Annotated in this window: 16 protein-coding genes; 12 read left to right on the top strand and 4 right to left on the bottom strand. The window is 59.3% G+C overall.

Going from position 1 to position 19,398, the window contains the following annotated elements:
* The first annotated feature begins 158 nt into the window (after positions 1–158).
* Positions 159–3,842 carry a methionine synthase gene (gene metH / locus PGH32_RS16825; RefSeq protein ID WP_337894624.1) on the top strand — a complete coding sequence of 1,228 codons (3,684 nt, stop codon included), beginning with the start codon at positions 159–161 and terminating at the stop codon, positions 3,840–3,842.
* On the opposite strand, the gene PGH32_RS16820 is transcribed toward metH, so the two are convergent.
* Complete coding sequence (locus tag PGH32_RS16820) at positions 3,839–4,543, bottom strand: UTRA domain-containing protein (protein WP_337894623.1); 705 nt, start codon at positions 4,541–4,543, stop codon at positions 3,839–3,841. The two genes, metH and PGH32_RS16820, sit on opposite strands and share 4 nt — an antisense overlap.
* 208 nt (positions 4,544–4,751) lie before the next feature.
* On the opposite strand from PGH32_RS16820, the gene PGH32_RS16815 reads away from it, so the two are divergent.
* The 6 genes from PGH32_RS16815 (at position 4,752) to PGH32_RS16790 (ending at position 11,017) form a co-directional block, all read left to right on the top strand.
* Positions 4,752–5,816, top strand: coding sequence for an ABC transporter substrate-binding protein (locus PGH32_RS16815; RefSeq protein WP_337894622.1), 1,065 nt, complete (start codon positions 4,752–4,754; stop codon positions 5,814–5,816).
* A 9-nt stretch (positions 5,817–5,825) separates the two neighbouring features.
* The gene (locus PGH32_RS16810; protein ID WP_314427748.1) at positions 5,826–6,641 is read left to right on the top strand and encodes an alkaline phosphatase family protein; all 816 of its coding nucleotides are present in this window, start codon (positions 5,826–5,828) and stop codon (positions 6,639–6,641) included.
* The gene (locus PGH32_RS16805) at positions 6,638–7,480 is read left to right on the top strand and encodes an ABC transporter permease (RefSeq protein ID WP_337894621.1); all 843 of its coding nucleotides are present in this window, start codon (positions 6,638–6,640) and stop codon (positions 7,478–7,480) included. Before PGH32_RS16810 ends, PGH32_RS16805 begins: the two co-directional genes overlap by 4 nt.
* A gap of 13 nt (positions 7,481–7,493) precedes the next feature.
* On the top strand, positions 7,494–8,279 hold the full coding sequence (locus PGH32_RS16800; RefSeq protein ID WP_314427753.1) for an ABC transporter permease: 786 nt from the start codon (positions 7,494–7,496) through the stop codon (positions 8,277–8,279).
* Positions 8,280–8,281: 2 nt separating this feature from the next.
* Complete coding sequence (locus PGH32_RS16795) at positions 8,282–9,274, top strand: ABC transporter ATP-binding protein (protein WP_314427756.1); 993 nt, start codon at positions 8,282–8,284, stop codon at positions 9,272–9,274.
* Positions 9,275–9,391: 117 nt separating this feature from the next.
* The gene (locus PGH32_RS16790) at positions 9,392–11,017 is read left to right on the top strand and encodes a Na/Pi cotransporter family protein (RefSeq protein ID WP_337894620.1); all 1,626 of its coding nucleotides are present in this window, start codon (positions 9,392–9,394) and stop codon (positions 11,015–11,017) included.
* 188 nt (positions 11,018–11,205) lie between these two features.
* Here the strand turns inward: PGH32_RS16790 and PGH32_RS16785 are convergent, their stop codons facing one another.
* Together PGH32_RS16785 and PGH32_RS16780 are read right to left on the bottom strand one after the other, a co-directional pair.
* Complete coding sequence (locus tag PGH32_RS16785) at positions 11,206–12,348, bottom strand: phytanoyl-CoA dioxygenase family protein (RefSeq protein WP_337894619.1); 1,143 nt, start codon at positions 12,346–12,348, stop codon at positions 11,206–11,208.
* A gap of 9 nt (positions 12,349–12,357) precedes the next feature.
* On the bottom strand, positions 12,358–13,188 hold the full coding sequence (locus tag PGH32_RS16780; RefSeq protein ID WP_314427767.1) for an SDR family oxidoreductase: 831 nt from the start codon (positions 13,186–13,188) through the stop codon (positions 12,358–12,360).
* 119 nt (positions 13,189–13,307) lie between these two features.
* Between PGH32_RS16780 and PGH32_RS16775 the strand changes: the two genes are divergently transcribed.
* Positions 13,308–14,315, top strand: coding sequence for a LacI family DNA-binding transcriptional regulator (locus PGH32_RS16775; protein WP_337894618.1), 1,008 nt, complete (start codon positions 13,308–13,310; stop codon positions 14,313–14,315).
* 16 nt (positions 14,316–14,331) lie between these two features.
* On the opposite strand, the gene PGH32_RS16770 is transcribed toward PGH32_RS16775, so the two are convergent.
* A complete protein-coding gene (locus PGH32_RS16770) occupies positions 14,332–14,826 on the bottom strand; it encodes a GNAT family N-acetyltransferase (RefSeq protein ID WP_337894617.1) in 495 nt (164 codons plus the stop codon).
* 521 nt (positions 14,827–15,347) lie between these two features.
* Between PGH32_RS16770 and PGH32_RS16765 the strand changes: the two genes are divergently transcribed.
* The 4 genes from PGH32_RS16765 to gntU all read left to right on the top strand — a co-directional run bounded on the left by PGH32_RS16765 (position 15,348) and on the right by gntU (position 19,235).
* Positions 15,348–16,043 (top strand): pirin family protein, encoded by a 696-nt coding sequence (locus tag PGH32_RS16765; protein WP_314417215.1) that lies wholly within the window; start codon positions 15,348–15,350, stop codon positions 16,041–16,043.
* A 113-nt stretch (positions 16,044–16,156) separates the two neighbouring features.
* The gene (gntR, locus tag PGH32_RS16760; RefSeq protein WP_337894616.1) at positions 16,157–17,152 is read left to right on the top strand and encodes a gluconate operon transcriptional repressor GntR; all 996 of its coding nucleotides are present in this window, start codon (positions 16,157–16,159) and stop codon (positions 17,150–17,152) included.
* 192 nt (positions 17,153–17,344) lie between these two features.
* On the top strand, positions 17,345–17,884 hold the full coding sequence (gntK, locus tag PGH32_RS16755; protein WP_314417218.1) for a gluconokinase: 540 nt from the start codon (positions 17,345–17,347) through the stop codon (positions 17,882–17,884).
* 10 nt (positions 17,885–17,894) lie between these two features.
* A complete protein-coding gene (gene gntU, locus PGH32_RS16750; RefSeq protein WP_337894615.1) occupies positions 17,895–19,235 on the top strand; it encodes a gluconate transporter in 1,341 nt (446 codons plus the stop codon).
* The last annotated feature ends 163 nt before the right edge of the window (positions 19,236–19,398 follow it).

Below are 19,398 nucleotides of genomic sequence, written 5' to 3'. Positions count from 1 at the left end.
TTTTATTGGCTAATAATGCAACGCGTTGCGATCTGGTCGGATCAGTTTGTCGAATAACTGAGAATGTCTCATCAGCCGCCGCTGTTACCCGCGCAAAAGTTGTGCCAGTATGACCAGCGGGCAGTGGTGCCATCGGTGACGAGTGAAGGGGCTGGTTTGTGAGCAACAGAATTGAAGCGCTGCATCAGCAGCTGGCAAAACGCATTATGCTGCTGGACGGCGGCATGGGGACCATGATCCAGAGCTACCGGCTGGAAGAAGGGGATTTCCGCGGTGCGCGTTTTGCCGACTGGCCCTGCGACCTGAAAGGCAACAACGACCTGCTGGTGCTGACTAAACCCGATGTCATTAGCGAGATCCATCACGGCTATCTTGCCGCCGGTGCCGACATCCTTGAAACCAACACCTTTAACTCCACCACCATTGCCATGGCCGATTACCAGATGGAATCGCTGTCGGCAGAAATAAACTACGCGGCGGCAAAACTGGCGCGCGCCTGTGCCGACGAGTGGACGGCAAAAACGCCGGATCGCCCGCGCTACGTTGCCGGTGTGCTGGGCCCGACCAACCGCACCTGCTCGATTTCTCCGGACGTTAACGACCCGGCCTTCCGTAACGTCACCTTCGATCGGCTGGTGGAAGCCTACCGCGAGTCGACCCGCGCACTGGTCGAGGGCGGTTCAGACATCATCATGATTGAAACGGTGTTCGATACGCTGAACGCCAAGGCGGCGATTTTCGCCGTACAAACCGAATTCGAGGCGCTGGGCGTTTCGCTGCCGCTGATGATCTCCGGCACCATTACCGATGCCTCCGGCCGAACGCTCTCCGGGCAAACCACCGAAGCGTTCTACAACTCGCTGCGCCACGCAGAGCCGCTCTCCTTCGGCCTGAACTGTGCGCTGGGCCCGGACGAGCTTCGCCAGTACGTGGCCGAGCTGTCGCGCATCGCCGAAAGCTATGTGTCAGCTCACCCTAACGCCGGTCTGCCCAACGCCTTTGGTGAATACGATCTGGATGCCACAATCATGGCGGAACAGATCGGTGAATGGGCGCGTTCCGGGTTCCTGAATATCGTCGGCGGCTGCTGCGGCACCACGCCGGAACATATTGCCGCGATGGCGGCGGCGGTCGAGGGCGTGGCTCCGCGCCCGCTGCCTGCGGTGCCGGTGGCCTGCCGTCTTTCCGGGCTGGAGCCGCTGAACATCAGCGGCGATACGCTGTTTGTTAACGTCGGTGAACGTACCAACGTCACCGGGTCAGCGAAATTTAAACGGCTGATCAAAGAAGAGAAATACAACGAAGCGCTGGACGTTGCCCGCCAGCAGGTAGAAAGCGGCGCGCAGGTTATCGACATCAACATGGATGAAGGGATGCTCGACGCCGAGGCGGCGATGGTGCGCTTCCTTAACCTGATTGCCGGCGAGCCGGATATCGCCCGCGTGCCGATTATGATCGACTCCTCGAAGTGGGAGGTGATCGAAAAAGGCCTGAAGTGCATCCAGGGCAAGGGGATCGTGAACTCTATCTCGATGAAGGAGGGCATAGAGCCGTTCCTGCATCACGCCCGGCTGGTGAGGCGCTACGGTGCCGCGATGGTGGTGATGGCCTTTGATGAAACCGGGCAGGCGGATACCCGTGCACGAAAAATCGAAATCTGCCGCCGCGCCTATAAGCTGCTGACCGAAGAGGTGGGTTTCCCACCGGAAGATATTATCTTTGACCCGAATATCTTCGCCGTGGCGACCGGTATTGAAGAACACAACAACTACGCGGTGGACTTTATCGGCGCCTGTGAGGACATCAAGCGCGAACTGCCGCACGCGATGATCTCCGGCGGCGTGTCCAACGTGTCGTTCTCCTTCCGCGGGAATGACCCGGTGCGTGAAGCCATTCACGCCGTATTCCTCTATCACGCCATTCGCAACGGTATGGATATGGGCATTGTGAACGCCGGTCAGCTGGCGATTTATGACGATCTGCCCGACGATTTGCGTGAAGCGGTAGAGGACGTGGTGCAGAACCGCCGCGACGACGGCACCGAGCGCCTGCTGGAGCTGGCGGAAAAATACCGCGGCAGCAAAGCCGATGACGACAGCAACAAGCAGCAGGCCGAGTGGCGCGGCTGGGAAGTGGCTAAGCGTCTGGAATACTCGCTGGTGAAAGGCATCACCGAGTTTATTGAAGAAGATACCGAAGCCGCCCGTCAGCTCTCGACCCGGCCGATTGAGGTGATCGAAGGCCCGCTGATGGCCGGAATGAACGTGGTCGGCGATCTGTTCGGCGAAGGCAAAATGTTCCTGCCGCAGGTGGTGAAATCCGCCCGCGTGATGAAGCAGGCGGTGGCTTACCTGGAACCCTATATCGAAGCCAGCAAAGAGAAGGGCAGCACCAACGGCAAAATCGTGCTGGCGACGGTGAAGGGCGACGTGCACGACATCGGTAAAAACATCGTCGGCGTGGTATTGCAGTGTAATAACTACGAAATTATCGATCTTGGCGTGATGGTGCCGAGTGACAAAATTCTGAAAACCGCCCGCGAGGTCAATGCCGATATTATTGGCCTGTCCGGGCTGATCACGCCGTCGCTGGACGAAATGGTCAACGTGGCGAAGGAGATGGAGCGCCAGGGCTTCACCCTGCCGCTGCTGATCGGCGGAGCGACCACCTCGAAGGCGCACACGGCGGTGAAGATCGAACAGAACTACAGCGGACCGACGGTGTACGTACAGAACGCCTCACGGACCGTTGGCGTGGTGTCCTCTCTGCTGTCGGCGACGCAGTACGATGATTTTGTCGCCCGCACGCGGAAAGAGTACGACACCGTGCGCATTCAGCACGCGCGCAAAAAGCCGCGCACGCCGCCGGTCAGCCTGCAGGCCGCGCGCGATAACGCATTCTCGTTTGACTGGGAAAACTACACTCCACCGCCAGCGCACCGGCTGGGCGTAAGCGAAGTGAGTGCTAACATCGAAACCCTGCGCAACTACATCGACTGGACGCCGTTCTTTATGACGTGGTCGCTGGCGGGGAAATATCCACGCATTCTCGAGGATGAGGTGGTGGGTGAAGAGGCAAAGCGCCTGTTTGCCGATGCCAACGCCATGCTGGACCAGCTCAGCGCCGACGGTACGCTCAATCCGCGCGGCGTGGTGGGGATTTTCCCGGCCAACCGCGTGGGGGACGACGTTGAAATATACCGCGATGAGTCGCGTACCGAAGTTTTGCAAGTGAGTCATCACTTACGCCAGCAGACAGAGAAGACGGACTTCCCGAACTACTGCCTGGCCGATTACGTTGCGCCAAAGTCCAGCGGTAAAGCCGACTACCTCGGTGCGTTTGCCGTCACCGGCGGGCTGGAAGAGGATGCGCTGGCGGAAGCCTTCGACGCGCAGCACGACGACTACAACAAAATTATGATTAAAGCGCTGGCCGATCGCCTGGCGGAAGGCTTTGCCGAGTATCTGCATGAGCGGGTGCGTAAGGTGATCTGGGGCTTTGCCGCCACCGAGAACCTGAGTAACGAAGATCTGATCCGCGAGAACTACCAGGGCATCCGCCCGGCGCCCGGCTACCCGGCCTGCCCGGAGCACACCGAAAAAGCAGCGATCTGGCAGCTGCTGGATGTGGAAGCCCACACCGGGATGAAGCTCACCGAATCCTTCGCTATGTGGCCGGGGGCGTCGGTGTCCGGCTGGTACTTCAGCCACCCGGACAGCAAGTACTTCGCCGTGGCGCAGCTGCAGCGCGACCAGATTGAAGACTACGCGAAGCGTAAAAGCATGTCGGTCAGCGACGTGGAGCGCTGGCTGGCGCCAAACCTGGGGTATGACGCGGACTAATCAACCTCGACGGCGATATACAGCGCATCATAGCGCCAGTATTCGCAGTCGCAGTCTATCACCCGGTCGTGCTGGTCACGGTTCAGCCGGGTGATAAACAGCGCCGGGCTGCCCGCCGCCACTTTCAGCGCCGGGGCCGCGAAGTCCGGCAGCGGCGCGGGCAGCATGGTGAAACCCACGCGCCCATAGCGAATGCCGTACTCTTCCTGATAAAGCTGGGTCAGCGAGCGCGTTAAGTCGTGCTCCAGCAGCTGCGGGAAATAGCGCGGATTCAGATAGTGCTCCACGTACAGCACCGCGCGCTCGTCAATCCGCCGCAGGCGGCGAATACGATAAACCTCCTCTCCCTCCTGCATCTCCAGCCGTGCCGCCAGCCCGGCTTCTGCAGCCACCGTCTGCGCATCCAGCACCTCGGTGCGTGCGCTGCGCCCCTGACGTTCGGCCATGGCGTGAAAGTGGCTGCGCAGCAGCGGATCGTAGGCCAGCCTCGGCGGGGCGATAAACCAGCCCCGGCGCAGTTCGCGATAAATCATCCCTTCCGCTTCCAGCTGGCCCAGCGCCTCACGCAGCGTAATGCGGGTGGTGGAGAACTGCTCGCTCAGGATGCGCTCGGCGGGCAGGCGGCCGCTGTCGGCGAAGTCGCCCTGGCGAATACGGGCGGCCAGCGACCGGCAAATGACATCCACAGTTAATGGTTTCATCACATCAGAGCCTCAAATTAGTGCGAGTCTGCACATAAATCGCGCGTAACCCGCCTTGCCGTACCGCTTACGATCCTGGCAGGAGTTGCTGGTCTAGTCCACAGCCAGCGCGCGCTGTCATAAAACATTCACTGTGCCAGGTTAGATTGGCTCGGTTCTTGCTGGACTAGTCCAGAAGGCCATTAACCCTATCACCTGGAGCATTAGTATGAAATCTTTGTTCGCATCCGTGTTAGCCAGTGCCATCGTTGTGTCGTTTTCGGCCAGCAGCTGGGCTGCCGACGCCGATCTGGCGGCGCTTGAAAAATCCGCCCGTGCGGAAGGTCAGGTCAACAGCGTCGGCATGCCAGACAGCTGGGCTAACTGGAAAGGCACCTGGGAAGATATCACCAGCAAGTACGGCATCAAGCACAGCGACACCGACATGTCCTCCGCGCAGGAAATTGCCAAATTCGCCGCTGAGAAAAGCAATGCCAGCGCCGATATCGGTGACGTGGGGGCTTCATTTGGTCCGTTAGCCGTGCAGAAGGGCGTCACCCAGCCTTACAAACCGAGCACCTGGGACCAAATTCCTGACTGGGCGAAGGACAAAGACGGCCACTGGGCGCTGGCCTATACCGGCACCATCGCCTTCATCATCAATAAAGACCAGGTGAAGGATATTCCGCGCAGCTGGGCCGATCTGAAAAAAGGCAAATACGTCGTCACCATCGGCGATGTCGGCATTGCTGCACAGGCGGCAAACGGCGTGCTGGCGGCAAGCTACGCGCTGGGCGGCAACGAGAAGAACCTGAAACCGGCGCTGGACTTCTTTAGCGATCTGGCGAAAGAAGGCCGTCTGGGCGTGACCGACCCGGTGATTGCCAACATTGAAAAAGGCGAAATCCAGGTCGCCGTGGTCTGGGACTTTAACGGCCTGAACTACCGTGACCAGATTGACCGCAGCCGCTTTGAAGTGGTGATCCCCTCCGACGGTTCCATCACTTCGGGCTACACCACCATCATCAATAAATTCGCTAAGCACCCGAACGCCGCCAAACTGGCGCGTGAATATATCTTCTCCGACGCCGGTCAGATCAACCTGGCGCGCGGCTACGCCCGTCCAATCCGCGCCGAGCATCTGACCCTGCCGGAAGATGTGCAGGCCAAACTGCTGCCGGCCAGCGAGTACAAAAACGCTCACCCGATTGCCGACCAGGCCGCCTGGGATAAAGCCTCGAAAGCGCTGCCGCGCATGTGGCAGGAAAACGTCATCATTAACATGAAGCAATAAGGCCACACGATGAAAACGATTCTGGTAGTGCTGGACGGGCTTAATTTTCAGGTTGCACGCGATGCAATGGGCTATCTTCATGCGGAATGTGCGCAGGGTAACGGGCAGCGCTACCAGATCACCTGCGAGCTGCCGTCGCTCTCGCGCCCGCTGTATGAATGCATCCTCACCGGCATTACGCCGGTGAAAAGCGGCATTATTCACAACGGCGTCAGTCGACTGAGCACGCAGCAAAGCATTTTTCACTATGCCCGTGAGGGCGGCCTGACCACCGCGGCGGCCGCCTATCACTGGGTCAGCGAGCTGTACAACCGCACGCCGTTTGTCCCCGCCCGCGATCGTCATACGGCAGCTATCGATTTGCCGATTCAGTATGGCCACTTTTACTCGGATGATGTTTATCCCGATTCGCACCTGTTTGAAGATGCCGAAAGCCTGCGGCTGAACCACCAGCCCGACTTTCTGCTGATCCACCCGATGAACATCGACGATACCGGACACAAGCACGGGTTTTCCTCCTCCCAGTACCGCAACCGCGCGCGCATGGCCGATGGCTATCTGTCGCAGTGGATGCCGGAGTGGCTGCGCCAGGGCTACCAGGTGATCGTCACCGCCGACCACGGTATGAACGACGACCGCAGTCACGGCGGCACCCTGCCGGAAGAAACACAGGTACCGCTCTTCGTCTTCGGTTCCGCGTTTTCCCTGCGCGAGGACGCCGCACCGAAGCAAACCGAGCTGTGCGGCACGGTGTGTCAGATCCTCGGCGTACCGCACGATAAGCCGGTCTGTGCGCCGCTGCTGCGGTCGGGGGAGCTGGCATGACGAAAGGAAAGGGGCTTGCGCTGCTTTGCCTGCTGCCGTTTGCGGTGTTTTACATCGCTTTTCAGATAGCGCCGCTGGTCTGGATTGCGATTAACAGCTTCTACAGCGAGATGAACGAGGCCTGGGGATGGGCCAACTACACCGACATCCTCACCTCCACGTTTTACCAGCAGGCGATACGCTTCTCGCTGGATATCTCATTCTGGTCAAGCGTGTATGGCCTCCTCATCGCGCTGCTGGGCGGCTATTCGCTGCATCAGCTCGGCGGCGGCAGGCTGCACCGCTTCCTGATGTCGTTTACCAATATGACCAGCAACTTTGCCGGCGTGCCGCTGGCGTTTGCCTTCGTCATCCTGCTCGGCCTGAACGGCTGCCTGACGCTGCTGATGCGTAAATACGAAATCATGCAGGGCTTTAAGCTCTACTCCACCGACGGGCTGATTGTGGTTTACACCTGGTTCCAGATCCCGTTGGGCATCCTGCTGCTCTATCCGGCGTTTGACGGGCTGAAAAAGGAGTGGCAGGAGTCGGCCGCCCTGCTCGGTGCCAGCCGCTGGCGCTACTGGCGGCACGTCGGTCTGCCGGTAATGACCCCGGCGCTGGTGGGCACCTTCGTGATCCTGCTGGCGAACGCCCTGGGCGCTTACGCCACGATTTATGCGCTGACCACCGGCAACTATAACGTCATTCCGGTTCGTATTGCGGCGCTGGTCTCCGGCGACGTTTCGCTCGATCCCAACATGGGAAGCGCGCTGGCGATGCTGCTGGTGGTGCTGATGTCGATCATCACCGTGGTTCATCAGTGGCTGGTGCGTCGCAGCTATCAGTACGCGCGCTGAGGCAGGAGGAACAATGTCGAAAAGTGAATACGTTTATCACCGGATAATCGTCTGGCTGGTGTTTGTTATCCTCGCGCTGCCGCTGGTGGCCACGCTGTTCTACGCGCTGGCTACCCGCTGGGGCGCAACGATTCTGCCCGACGGCTTAACCCTCAAGTGGCTGGTCCAGCTGTGGAGCGATCCGCGTTTTCTGGTGGCCCTCTGGCACTCGCTGCTGATTTGCCTCGGTTCGCTGCTGTTCTCGCTGCTGCTGGTGCTGCCGACCATGTTTGTGATCGCTTACTACTTCCCGAAACTCGACGCGGTGATGAATATCCTGATCCTGCTGCCGTTTGCCATTCCGCCGGTGGTGTCCTCGGTGGGACTGCTGCAGCTGTACTCATCGCCGCCGCTGATGCTGACCGGCACGCCGTGGATCCTGATTGGCTGCTACTTCACTATCGCGCTGCCGTTTATCTATCGTGCCATCGCCAACAATATGCAGGCGATTAACCTGCGTGAGCTGATCGATGCCGCCCACCTGCTGGGCGCGAGCACCTGGCAGGCCGCGCTGCTGGTGGTGCTGCCTAACCTGCGTAAAGGGGCGACGATTGCCGTGCTGCTATCGTTCTCCTTCCTGATCGGTGAGTTTGTCTTCGCTAACCTGCTGGTCGGCACCAGTTTTGAAACGCTGCAGGTTTACCTCTACAACGTCCGCAACAGCAGCGGGCACTTCAGCAGTGCGCTGGTTATCTCCTATTTCGTTGTTGTCCTGCTGGTCACCTGGCTGGCTAATACCCTGAACCGTGAACGAGGCTGACGATGTCGTATTTACATGTGACCCAACTGAATAAGAGCTATGGCGCCACCAGCATCTTTCAGGATATTGAATTCAGCGCGGAAGAAGGCGAACTGGTGACGCTGCTGGGGCCAAGCGGCTGCGGTAAATCCACGCTGCTGCGCTGCATCGCCGGACTGACCACCGTCGACAGCGGCCGTATTCTGCTGCGGGGAGAGGATATTGTGCCGGTGACGCCGCAGAAGCGGGCCATCGGCATGGTGTTCCAAAGCTACGCGCTGTTCCCCAATATGACCGTTGAGCGCAACGTGGCCTTCGGTCTGAAGATGCAAAAGCTGCCCGCCGCCGAGATCCAGCAGCGGGTGGCGGAAGCGCTGGAGCTGGTTGAGCTGGTGGATTTCGCCCGCCGCTATCCGCATCAGCTCTCCGGCGGCCAGTGTCAGCGCGTGGCGCTGGCGCGCTCGCTGGTGACCCGCCCGCGTCTGCTGCTGCTGGACGAACCGCTGTCGGCGCTGGATGCGCGTATTCGCCGCCATCTGCGCGATCAGATCCGTCGCATTCAGCAGGAGCTGAATCTCACCACCCTGTTCGTCACCCACGATCAGGAAGAGGCGCTGACGATGTCCGACCGGATTGTGCTGATGAACAAAGGCAAAATCGTGCAGAGCGGCAACGCCGAAGCGCTGTACACCCAGCCTGCCGATCTGTTCGCCGCCGGATTTATGGGCAACTACAATCTGCTGAGCGCCGAGCAGGCGCTGAAGCTGACCGGCCAGCGGTTCAGCGGTCAGGTTGCTGTCCGTCCGGAATCAATGCGGCTGTGCCCGCCGGACCAGGGTATCCCGGCGTCAATTATCAGCCACAGCCTGCTGGGCAACGTGATTCGTTATCGGGTCGGCGTGCAGGATATGGAGCTGCTGGTGGATGTGCTGAACCGCTCGGTGGACGATCTGCACCCGGCGGGCTATCCGGTAGGCTTAGTGCTTGATAAGCAAACGATGCGGGAAGTTGCCTGATATCACGCTGATTAAAAAGATTTTTTCGCTATATCGGCTAAACTTACAGCGTTAGGACGCAAAGCGCGTGCCGCTTTGCGTTTGATAATGTTACAGACGTTGTGAGGTCGATATCCGGTGTTAACCCTGTTAAATCTTCTTTCTGCCGTGGCGCTGCTGGTGTGGGGAACCCACATCGTGCGTACCGGCATCATGCGCGTTTACGGCGCCGATCTGCGGCGGGTACTCAGCCGCAGCGTGGAAAAAAAACCGATGGCGTTCCTCGCCGGGATCGGTGTGACCGCGCTGGTGCAAAGCAGCAACGCCACCACGCTGCTGGTCACCTCTTTTGTTGCTCAGGAGCTGGTCGGGCTGACGCCTGCACTGGTAGTGATCCTCGGCGCGGATGTCGGTACGGCGCTGATGGCCCGTATCCTGACCTTCGATCTGTCGTGGCTTTCGCCGCTGTTTATCTTCTTCGGCGTGGTGTTCTTCCTCGGCCGCAAGCAGACCCGTGCCGGGCAGCTGGGGCGGGCCAGCATCGGCCTTGGGCTGATCCTGCTGGCGCTGCAGCTGATTGTTGCCGCCGCCGCGCCGATCACCCAGGCGTCCGGGGTGAAAGTGCTGTTCTCCTCGCTGACCGGCGATGTGATGCTGGATGCGCTGATCGGCGCGGTGTTTGCCATTATCAGCTACTCCAGCCTGGCGGCGGTGCTGATCACCGCCACGCTGACCGCCACCGGCGTGATTTCGTTTAAGGTGGCGCTGTGCCTGGTGATCGGGGCCAACCTCGGCAGCGGGCTGCTGGCGATGCTCAACAACAGCACGTCGAACGCGGCCGGAAAACGCGTTGCGCTCGGCAGCCTGCTGTTTAAATTTATCGGTTCGCTGCTGGTGCTGCCTTTTATCGATCTGCTGGCGGACTGGCTGGCGAAGCTGCCGGTCAGCGATGAAGAACTGGTCATTTTCTTCCACGTTTTCTACAACCTGATCCGCTGTGTGATTATGGTGCCGTTTGCCGAGCCGATGGCCGGGCTGTGTAAGCGCCTTATCCGTGAGGAGCCGGAAAACGACCTGCGGCTGAAGCCGAAACACCTTGATACCAGCTCGCTGGATACCCCGGCGCTGGCGCTGGCCAATGCGGCCCGTGAAACGCTGCGAATGGGTGACGTGCTGGAGCAGATGCTGGCGACGTTCAGCAAGGTCATTCACGGTGAACTGCGTGAGGATCGGGAGATCCGCAAACTCGATGATGATGTCGACGTGCTGTACACGGCGATAAAACTCTATCTGGCGCAGATGCCGAAGGAAGACCTGCCGGAAGAGGATTCGCGCCGCTGGGCCGAAATCATTGAGATGGCGCTGAACCTGGAGCAGTCCGGGGATATTCTTGAGCGCATGAGCGGCGACGTGGCGGATAAATCGCTGGCCGCGCGGCGGGCGTTCTCCGTTGAAGGGATGCAGGAGCTGGATGCGCAGCTTGAGCTGTTAACCAGCAATCTGCGCCTCAGCCTGTCGGTGTTCCTCTCCCGCGATCTGACCAGCGCCAAGCGTCTGCGCCGTTCGAAGCATCGCTTCCGCATCACCAACCGCCGCTATTCCCATGCTCACGTCGATCGGCTGCATCAGCATAACGTGCAGAGTATCGAAACCAGTTCGCTGCACCTGGGGCTGCTGGGCGATATGAAGCGCCTGAACTCGCTGTTCTGCGCGGTGGCCTACAGCGTACTGGAACAGGCGGATGATGATAAAGATGATGAGTAATTCCGGCATCTTTTTGCCGGAGCCGCGTGGGGAACGCGGTTAACAATCGGCGCACCGGCCCGCAGGGGGCGGTGCGCCGGGGTGATTCACCCGCTAAATCAGCACGGCATACAGTTCCATAAGGTCAAAATCGTTAGCTTCCCCGCTGGATGCGGCACCAGGCATGAAGGCGGGCATTTGGCCCGGTATCAGGCCTGGCGCTTCTGCGTATGCTCCGCCAGCTGCTGGTTGAAATGCACCGGCGTCCACTTCTCCTGCAGTGCCTGCAACAGCAGCGCCTGCTGGGTCTGAGGCACCAGCCCGCCCAGCGGCGGATCGGTATCCAGATTGGTTGGAAATGAGTAGCCCTCCGCGGCGGATGAAATAACGGCACTGAGCTTATCTTCCGGCAGGTCGCGCTGAAGCAGGGCCGGATAGATACTTTGCAGCACCTTGATATGGTTGACCTTCTCCATGGTTTTGCCAAAGCTTGACGACACCTGCAGCAGGTTGGCGGTGCGCACGCGGTCCTGCGTCACATTGTTGCCCGCCGCGTGGAACAGCGCCGGGTTGAAGAACAGGCCGTCGCCTTTGTGCAGCGGAAGCTGGATGGCATGCTGCTGGAAAAAGGCAATAAACTGCGGATCCCGCCAGGCCAGATAGCCCGCCTGATACTGCTGCGACCACGGCAGCAACTGGGTCGGACCGGACTCGATCGGCATATCGCTGTGCGCCACCGCACCCTGTAACGTCAGGTACTGCGACAGGATCTGCAGCGGCAGCGGGAACTGCTCAACGACTTCATTGCTCTGGAAACCGAGGTGATAATCGCGATGCGGCTGCTGGGCCTTGCCGCCGGGGCGAACCTGGTTCACCTGGGCGGTCATCTCGTAGCCCGGCCCCAGCCAGCTTTCACAGATCGTTGCCAGCAGCGGATTGTCGTAGTAATCAATAAAGGCGTCGGCATCGCGCTCCGCGACTTTTTGCAGCGCATTCCAGATGCGGCCGTTGCTGCCCGCTTTGGCAAAGTGATCGCCGCCGCCGCCCGCTGCGGCTTCGTCTTTCAGAATCGCTTCAAACAGCTGGCTGCTGCGGTCTACCGCCGCCAGGTTGTCATACAGCCCTTTCACCACAAACACGCCGGGGCCGGAAGAGAGCGCGCGGTGCAGCTCGCTCAGCACCGCTTTACGGTCGTCACGCGCGGCGCTTAACAGCGAATCGGCGCGGTAAATCAGCACGTTCAGCTCGCTGCTCTGCGCCAGCGGATACTCCTCCTGGCGCAGCGTCTGGCGACACACCGCCGCAAACTCATCAATCTTCAGCTGCTTTTCCTGCAGATAGATATCATTCATAGCCACTCCTTACAGGCTCAACGGCTGCTGTGGTTTTGGCGCGCCGTCGTCGCCGCAGCCCACCACGTTCTGGTCGAAATCGATCACCGCGCCGGTCATCATCCCGGACTCTTCAGAGAGTAGAAACGCCACGCCGCGCGCCACTTCCCGCGGCTTCAGCAGGCGGCCAAACGGCTGCTCGCGCTCGGCTTTCTCCAGCCAGTCATCGGAGGCCTGGTGATACTGCTTCTGAATATCATCCTCGTGCGGCGTGTCCATCCAGCCGATATTCAGTCCGTTGACCCGGATGCGGTTGCGCATGGCGCTGAACGCTACGTTTTTCGTCAGCGTGACCAGCGCGCCTTTTGAAGCGGCGTAGGTGGTGAGGAAGCTCTGACCGCCGTGGGAGGTCATGGTGATGATATTGACGATGCTGCCTTCCGTGCCGTTCGCCACCATCAGTTTGATTGCCGCCTGCATCAGAAAGAAGGGTGCGCGAACGTTGACGGCGAAGATTGCGTCAAACAGCTCGGGGGTGGTGTTGAGGATGGTGCCGCGATCGGACATCCCCGCGCAGTTGACCAGGCCGTGCAGCACGCCGAAGCGGCTTTCCGCTGCGGCGATCACCTGCTCACAGGAATGTGGATCGGTAAGATCGGCGGCCACGAATCCGGCATCGCAGCCCAGCGCACGCAGCTTCGCCACCTGTTCTTCGCCGGCTCGGGCGTTACGACCGCAGATAATCAGGCCGCGCGCGCCGCGCTCGGCCAGCAGCTCGGCCACTGCCGCACCCAGGCCCTGGGTACCGCCGGTCACCACATACACTTTGTTCTGAAACTGATTGTTGAAGTCTGAACTCATGATTAAGCGCCTTTCTTGTTTTTTATCGGATACAGGGTGAGGAACAATTGCTCTGAGCCACCTTATCACTTACATTTTTTTAACAACACGCACCGATAACCTCAAAAAGACCTCAAATTATGAAGTTCTCCATCAAACAGATCGCCGCACAGTCGGGGGTCAGCAAGGCGACGGTAGACCGCGCGCTGCACAAGCGCGGCAGCGTGCATCCGCAGACCGATCGGCGCATTGCCGCCGCCATCCGCGATCTTGAGCTACAGCAGCGGGTGAATCTGGCCAGCGGCAGAACGCTGAATATTGACGTGGTGCTGCATACGCCCGAGCGCTTCAGCTCGCTGGTCAGCGCCGCTCTGCTCAGCCAGCTCGGCAGCCTGGCGCCGTTCCGCCTGATGCTGCGTTTTCACGTCTTTGAACAGATCGATGCGAAGGCACTCCAGCAGTTGCTTTTGCGCTGCGGCAGCGACAGCTACGGCGTCATTCTCAAGGTCAGTGATGAAGCGCCGCTGAACGCCAGCGTGGAAGAACTGCTGCATCAGCGGGTGCCGGTGGTGACGCTGGTCACCGACCTGCCCGACAGCGCGCGTATTCGCTATGTGGGCATGGATAACGGTAGCGCAGGGCGCACGGCGGCCTGGCTGCTGTCGCGCTGGCTGGGACCGCAGCCTCATTCGGTGGCGGTGGTGCTGAGCAGCGCCGGATTCCGCGGCGAAGAGGAGCGGGTGGCAGGCTTTAGCGACGGGCTGCGCCAGCTTGCGCCACAGCATAAGGTGGTACGCATCAGCGAAGGCTACGGCGTGGACAGCCTGACGTTTGAGCGGGTGAGCGACGCGCTGGTCAGCGATCCGGCCATCAGCGCGGTATACGGCGTTGGCGGCGGCAATCGCGCTATCTTTCGCGCCTTTGCCAGCCAGCAGCGCCCCCTGCGAGCCTTTATTGCCCACGATCTGGATGAGGAAAATCGTGAAATGCTGGCCGCGCGGCAGCTGGATGCGGTGATCGATCACGATCTGCGCGCCGATGCCCGCAGCGCCATGCAGGCGATCCTGCGCTTTCACGGCTTTTTGCCGCCGGAAGAGGAAGTGGGGGTGTTTTCGCGGGTGAGCGTGGTGACGCCCTTTAATCTGTAGGCGTCACCCGCTGGATTCAGTCTTTCAGACGCGCCATAAACAGCGCATCGACCTGCACGCCGTTACGCACGCCGAAGCGAACGCCACGGCCTTCGGTCACGAAGCCAAATTTCTCATACAGTGCAATGGCCGCCTGGTTGTCGGCATACACGGTGAGCTCAATGCGATCCACCTGCAGCCAGTTATCGCAGAGGTCGACTATCGCCGTCATCATCGCCTTCGCCACGCCTTTACCGCGGTGGCGGACGTCCACGCCAAGGCCAAACGTCGCCGTATGACGGCGGCGCGCCGGGGCATTCAGCGCAACAAAGCACTGGCCGACAATCTGGCCGTCAATACAGGCCACCAGCATATGCTGGCCTTCCGGCGTGTTCTTTAGCTTCTCCTGCCAGCGCTGTAGTGAAGGGTAAGGGAGCTGAAGCGTATCGCTGTAGGTTTCCGGCTGGCTGTACATCTGATGCAGCGCCGCAGCGTCATCAGGCTCGGCGTGTCGAACGATAATCTCACTCACCTTTACTCTCCTTAGTTTAGAAATCCTCTTTAAAATCAGGGTTTTTTATCATCAGATCAAGTAAAAAATAATCAGGAAAGAGCTTTACAAGTGCGAATGATAATGATTATTATTGCTATGCGTTTTCAGCAGAGCTCTGCTACTGGCTGAGAAGGCACGACATTGCTCACATTGCTTCCAGTGTTTCTTAGCCAGCTCGGGTGCTGGCTTTTTTTTTGCCTGCGTTTTGCCTTTACCATCCAATCTTACCTAGTTACCCAGTTACCCAGTTACCCAGTTACCCAGTTACCCAGTTACCCAGTTACCCAGTTACTCATTCCCGGTTCGGTGCAGATTTCCCTGCTGAAGCCATTTCTACTGTCGTCGTGAATAGCGCTGTCGCTTTGTTGCCGCTATTCCAACCTGACTGATGCTATCGCCACTATTTCATCGAATAATTTGAACAGAGGAGACAATTTTCTCCGCTATCAACGCAGGCTGTTCGGGCGCAGACTACGTTAAAACATTGAGGAGAATTGAATATGATCTACTTACGCAAAGCACAAGATCGTGGCCACGCGAACCACGGCTGGCTGGACAGCTATCACACTTTTTCTTTCGCTAACTATTACGACGCCAACTTTATGGGCTTCTCCGCGCTGCGGGTGATTAACGAAGACGTGATCGATGGCGGCCAGGGTTTTGGTACTCATCCTCATAAAGATATGGAAATCCTGACCTACGTGCTGTCCGGCACCGTGGAGCATCAGGACAGCATGGGCAATAAAGAGCAGATCCCGGCGGGTGAGTTCCAGATTATGAGCGCGGGCACCGGCGTGCGTCACTCCGAGTACAACGGCAGCAAAGAGGTGCCGCTGCACCTGTATCAGATCTGGATTATCCCGGAAAAAAACGGCATTGAGCCACGCTACGCACAGCGACGCTTTGATGATGTTCAGGGCCGCCAGCTGGTGCTGTCACCGGATGCGCGCGACGGTTCACTGAAGGTTTATCAGGATATGACGCTGTCCCGCTGGGCGTTTAAAGCGGGCGAGCAGGGGACCGCAGAAGTGGCCGAAGGCCGCAAGATCTGGATCCAGGTGGTGAAAGGCGATGTTACCGTGAATGGCGAAGCGGCCACCACCAGCGATGCGTTTGCTATCTGGGATGAGTCCTCTCTGGCGATTACCGCCGGCAGCGATGCTGAAATCCTGCTGTTCGATCTGCCGCCGGTTTAAGCCGCGCGAAGATAACTGCATCACACTTTGGGCGCGGGAAACCGCGCCCTTCCTCTTTTTCCCGCGCATTTTTGTTACACTCAGCCGGATACCGACCAACCAGCTGAAGCCTAATGAAGAAAAAAAGACCGGTACTTCAGGATGTTGCCGATCGTATCGGCATCACTAAAATGACCGTCAGCCGCTATCTGCGTAACCCCGAGCAGGTTTCCGCCGCGCTGCAGGGCAAGATTGCCGCCGCGCTGGATGAGCTGGGCTACATTCCTAACCGTGCGCCGGATATGCTGTCAAACGCCACCAGCCGGGCGATTGGCGTGCTGCTGCCGTCGCTGACCAACCAGGTGTTTGCCGACGTGCTGCGCGGCATCGAAACCGTGACCGATGCGGCGGGCTATCAGACGCTGGTCGGCCACTTCGGCTACAGCCCCGAGAAAGAGGAGCTGCAGCTGCGCTCCCTGCTGGGCTGGAATATCGACGGCCTGATCCTCACCGAACGCACCCACACCGCCGCCAGCCTGCGGATGATTGAGACCGCCGGCATTCCGGTGATTGAGATGATGGACAGCGTCTCTCCCTGCCTGGATATGGCGGTAGGGTTCGATAACGTTGAGGCGGCGCGGCAGATGACCCAGGCCATTTTGCAGCGCGGCCACCGTCATACGGTTTACCTCGGCGCGCGGCTGGATGAACGAACGCTGCAAAAAGAGCGCGGCTATGCCCAGGCGATGCGTGAAGCGGGGCTGGAGCCAAAAACCGTGATGATGGAAGCGGCCTCGTCGTTTACCGCCGGTGCGATGCTGCTGCGCGAGGCGCAGAAGCGCTACCCGCAGACCGACAGCCTGTTTTGTACCAACGACGACCTGGCGGTAGGCGCGATGTTTGAGTGCCAGCGGCAGGGGCTGCGGGTGCCGGAACAGATGGCGATCGCCGGTTTTCACGGCCACGATATTTCTAAAGCCACCACGCCGCGGCTGGCTACCGTGCAGACCCCGCGCGAGCAGATGGGCCACGAAGCCGCCACGATGCTGCTGGCGCGTATTCGCGGGGAAGAGGTCGATGCCGGGCCGCTGGATATCGGCTTTACGCTGTCTGTCGGCGAAAGCATTTAACCCCAACGGGCGCATTCGCGTCCGTTATCTGTTTGTGCCCCTTTCCCTCTGAATTTACCGTTTTTTTGAAGCTCCTCACATTTACCAGCTTTTCCCGCCGCAGCTGTTGCCATAATTTGTACAGCACCAGACAATGTTACCGATAACAAATTGCCGTTCACACCTGCTTATGACTCTGACGGAGCAAAAAAAATGACCTCATCTACCCCGTCCAATCACGTATTTGTACTGATGGGCGTATCCGGCAGCGGCAAATCTGCCGTTGCAAATGCTGTGGCACACGAACTGAAAGCCGCGTTTCTTGACGGCGATTTCCTGCATCCGCGGGCGAACATTGAAAAAATGGCCGGTGGTCACCCGCTGGACGACGCCGACCGTAAACCGTGGCTGAAGGCGATTAACGACGCCGCGTTCGCCATGCAGCGCACCAATGACGTGTCGCTGATCGTCTGCTCGGCGCTGAAAAAACACTACCGTGACATCCTGCGCGAAGGGAATCAGAACCTTTCTTTCGTCTACCTGAAGGGCGATTTCGACACCATTGAATCCCGCCTGCGCGCGCGCAAAGGTCATTTCTTCAAGCCGCAGATGCTGGTCACCCAGTTCGCCACGCTGGAAGAACCGGGCAGTGAAGAGAAAGATGTGCTGGTTGTGGATATTAATCAGTCCCTTGATGACGTTGTTGCCTCAACGCTGAAAACCATTGACGGTGCCATCAACAAGACTAAGTAAGTAGGGTGTAATGAGTACTGCAACACTGGTTTTGACCGCAGCGGGTTCGGTATTACTGCTGCTGTTTTTAGTGATGAAGGCGCGCATGCACGCTTTTGTGGCGCTGATGTTAGTGTCGATTGGTGCCGGTCTGTTTTCCGGCATGCCGCTGGATAAAATCGCCCAGACGATGGAAAAGGGCATGGGCGGCACGCTCGGCTTCCTCGCGATTGTCGTGGCGCTGGGGGCCATGTTTGGCAAAATCCTGCATGAAACCGGCGCGGTTGACCAGATAGCCATCCGCATGCTGAAGGCCTTCGGCGAAAGCCGCGCGCACTATGCGATGGGCATTGCCGGACTGATCTGCGCGCTGCCGCTGTTCTTCGAAGTGGCGGTGGTGCTGCTCATCAGTATCGCCTTCGCCGTGGCGCGCCGCACCGGGGATAACCTGGTGAAGCTGGTTATCCCGCTGTTTGCCGGGGTTGCCGCAGCGGCGGCGTTCCTGCTGCCAGGGCCTGCACCGATGCTGCTGGCCTCGCAGATGCATGCAGATTTCGGCTGGATGATCCTGCTGGGGCTGTGCGCGGCGATCCCGGGCATGCTGATTGCCGGTCCGCTGTTTGGCCGCTTTATCAGCCAGCACGTGCAGTTCACGCCTCCGGCGGAAAGCGAACATCCCGAATTTGATGAGAGCAAGCTGCCGTCGTTTGGCTTCAGCCTGTCGCTGATCCTGTTCCCGCTGGTGCTGGTGGGGCTGAAAACCATCGGCGCGCGCTTTACCGAACCCGGTTCCCGCCTGTATGAGTGGCTGGAGTTTATCGGCCACCCGTTTACCGCGATCCTGCTGGCCTGTCTGGTGGCCATTTACGGCCTGGCCTGGCGCCAGGGCATGGACAAAGAGCGCGTGATGCAGATCTGCGGCGCGGCGCTGCAGCCGGCGGGAATAATCCTGCTGGTGATCGGTGCCGGCGGCGTATTTAAGCAGGTGCTGGTGGATTCCGGCGTGGGCCCGGCACTGGGCAATGCGCTGACCGGCGCGGGCCTGCCGGTTGCGCTGGCCTGCTTCGTGCTGTCCGGCGCGGTACGTATTATTCAGGGCTCGGCGACCGTAGCCTGCCTGACCGCCGTCGGGCTGATTATGCCGGTGATTGAGCCGCTGCATTATTCCGGTGCGCAGCTTGCCGCGCTGTCGATCTGTATTGCCGGAGGCTCAATTATCTTCAGCCACGTCAACGACGCCGGCTTCTGGCTGTTTGGCCGTTTTACCGGCGCAACGGAAGGGCAAACCCTGAAGACCTGGACGATGATGGAAACCATCCTCGGGACGGTGGGCGCGATTATCGGCATGATCGCTTTCGAGCTGCTGTCGTAATAGGTGAGAGGGGCGGCAATATGAGCCGCCCCTCCTCAATTCTGTATATTACCGCTCTATGACGATGTTTCGGCTTCTGATAAGCAAAAATCCCTATAATCCTCGGTAAAACCCACCTTAAAATCCAGTTTAACAACAATAATAGGGTTGCTGACCTCATCCG

The sequence above is a fragment of the Erwinia sp. SLM-02 genome, from assembly GCF_037450285.1.
Taxonomy (GTDB): Bacteria; Pseudomonadota; Gammaproteobacteria; order Enterobacterales; family Enterobacteriaceae; genus Erwinia.
This window is presented reverse-complemented; position numbering and strand designations above follow the sequence as displayed.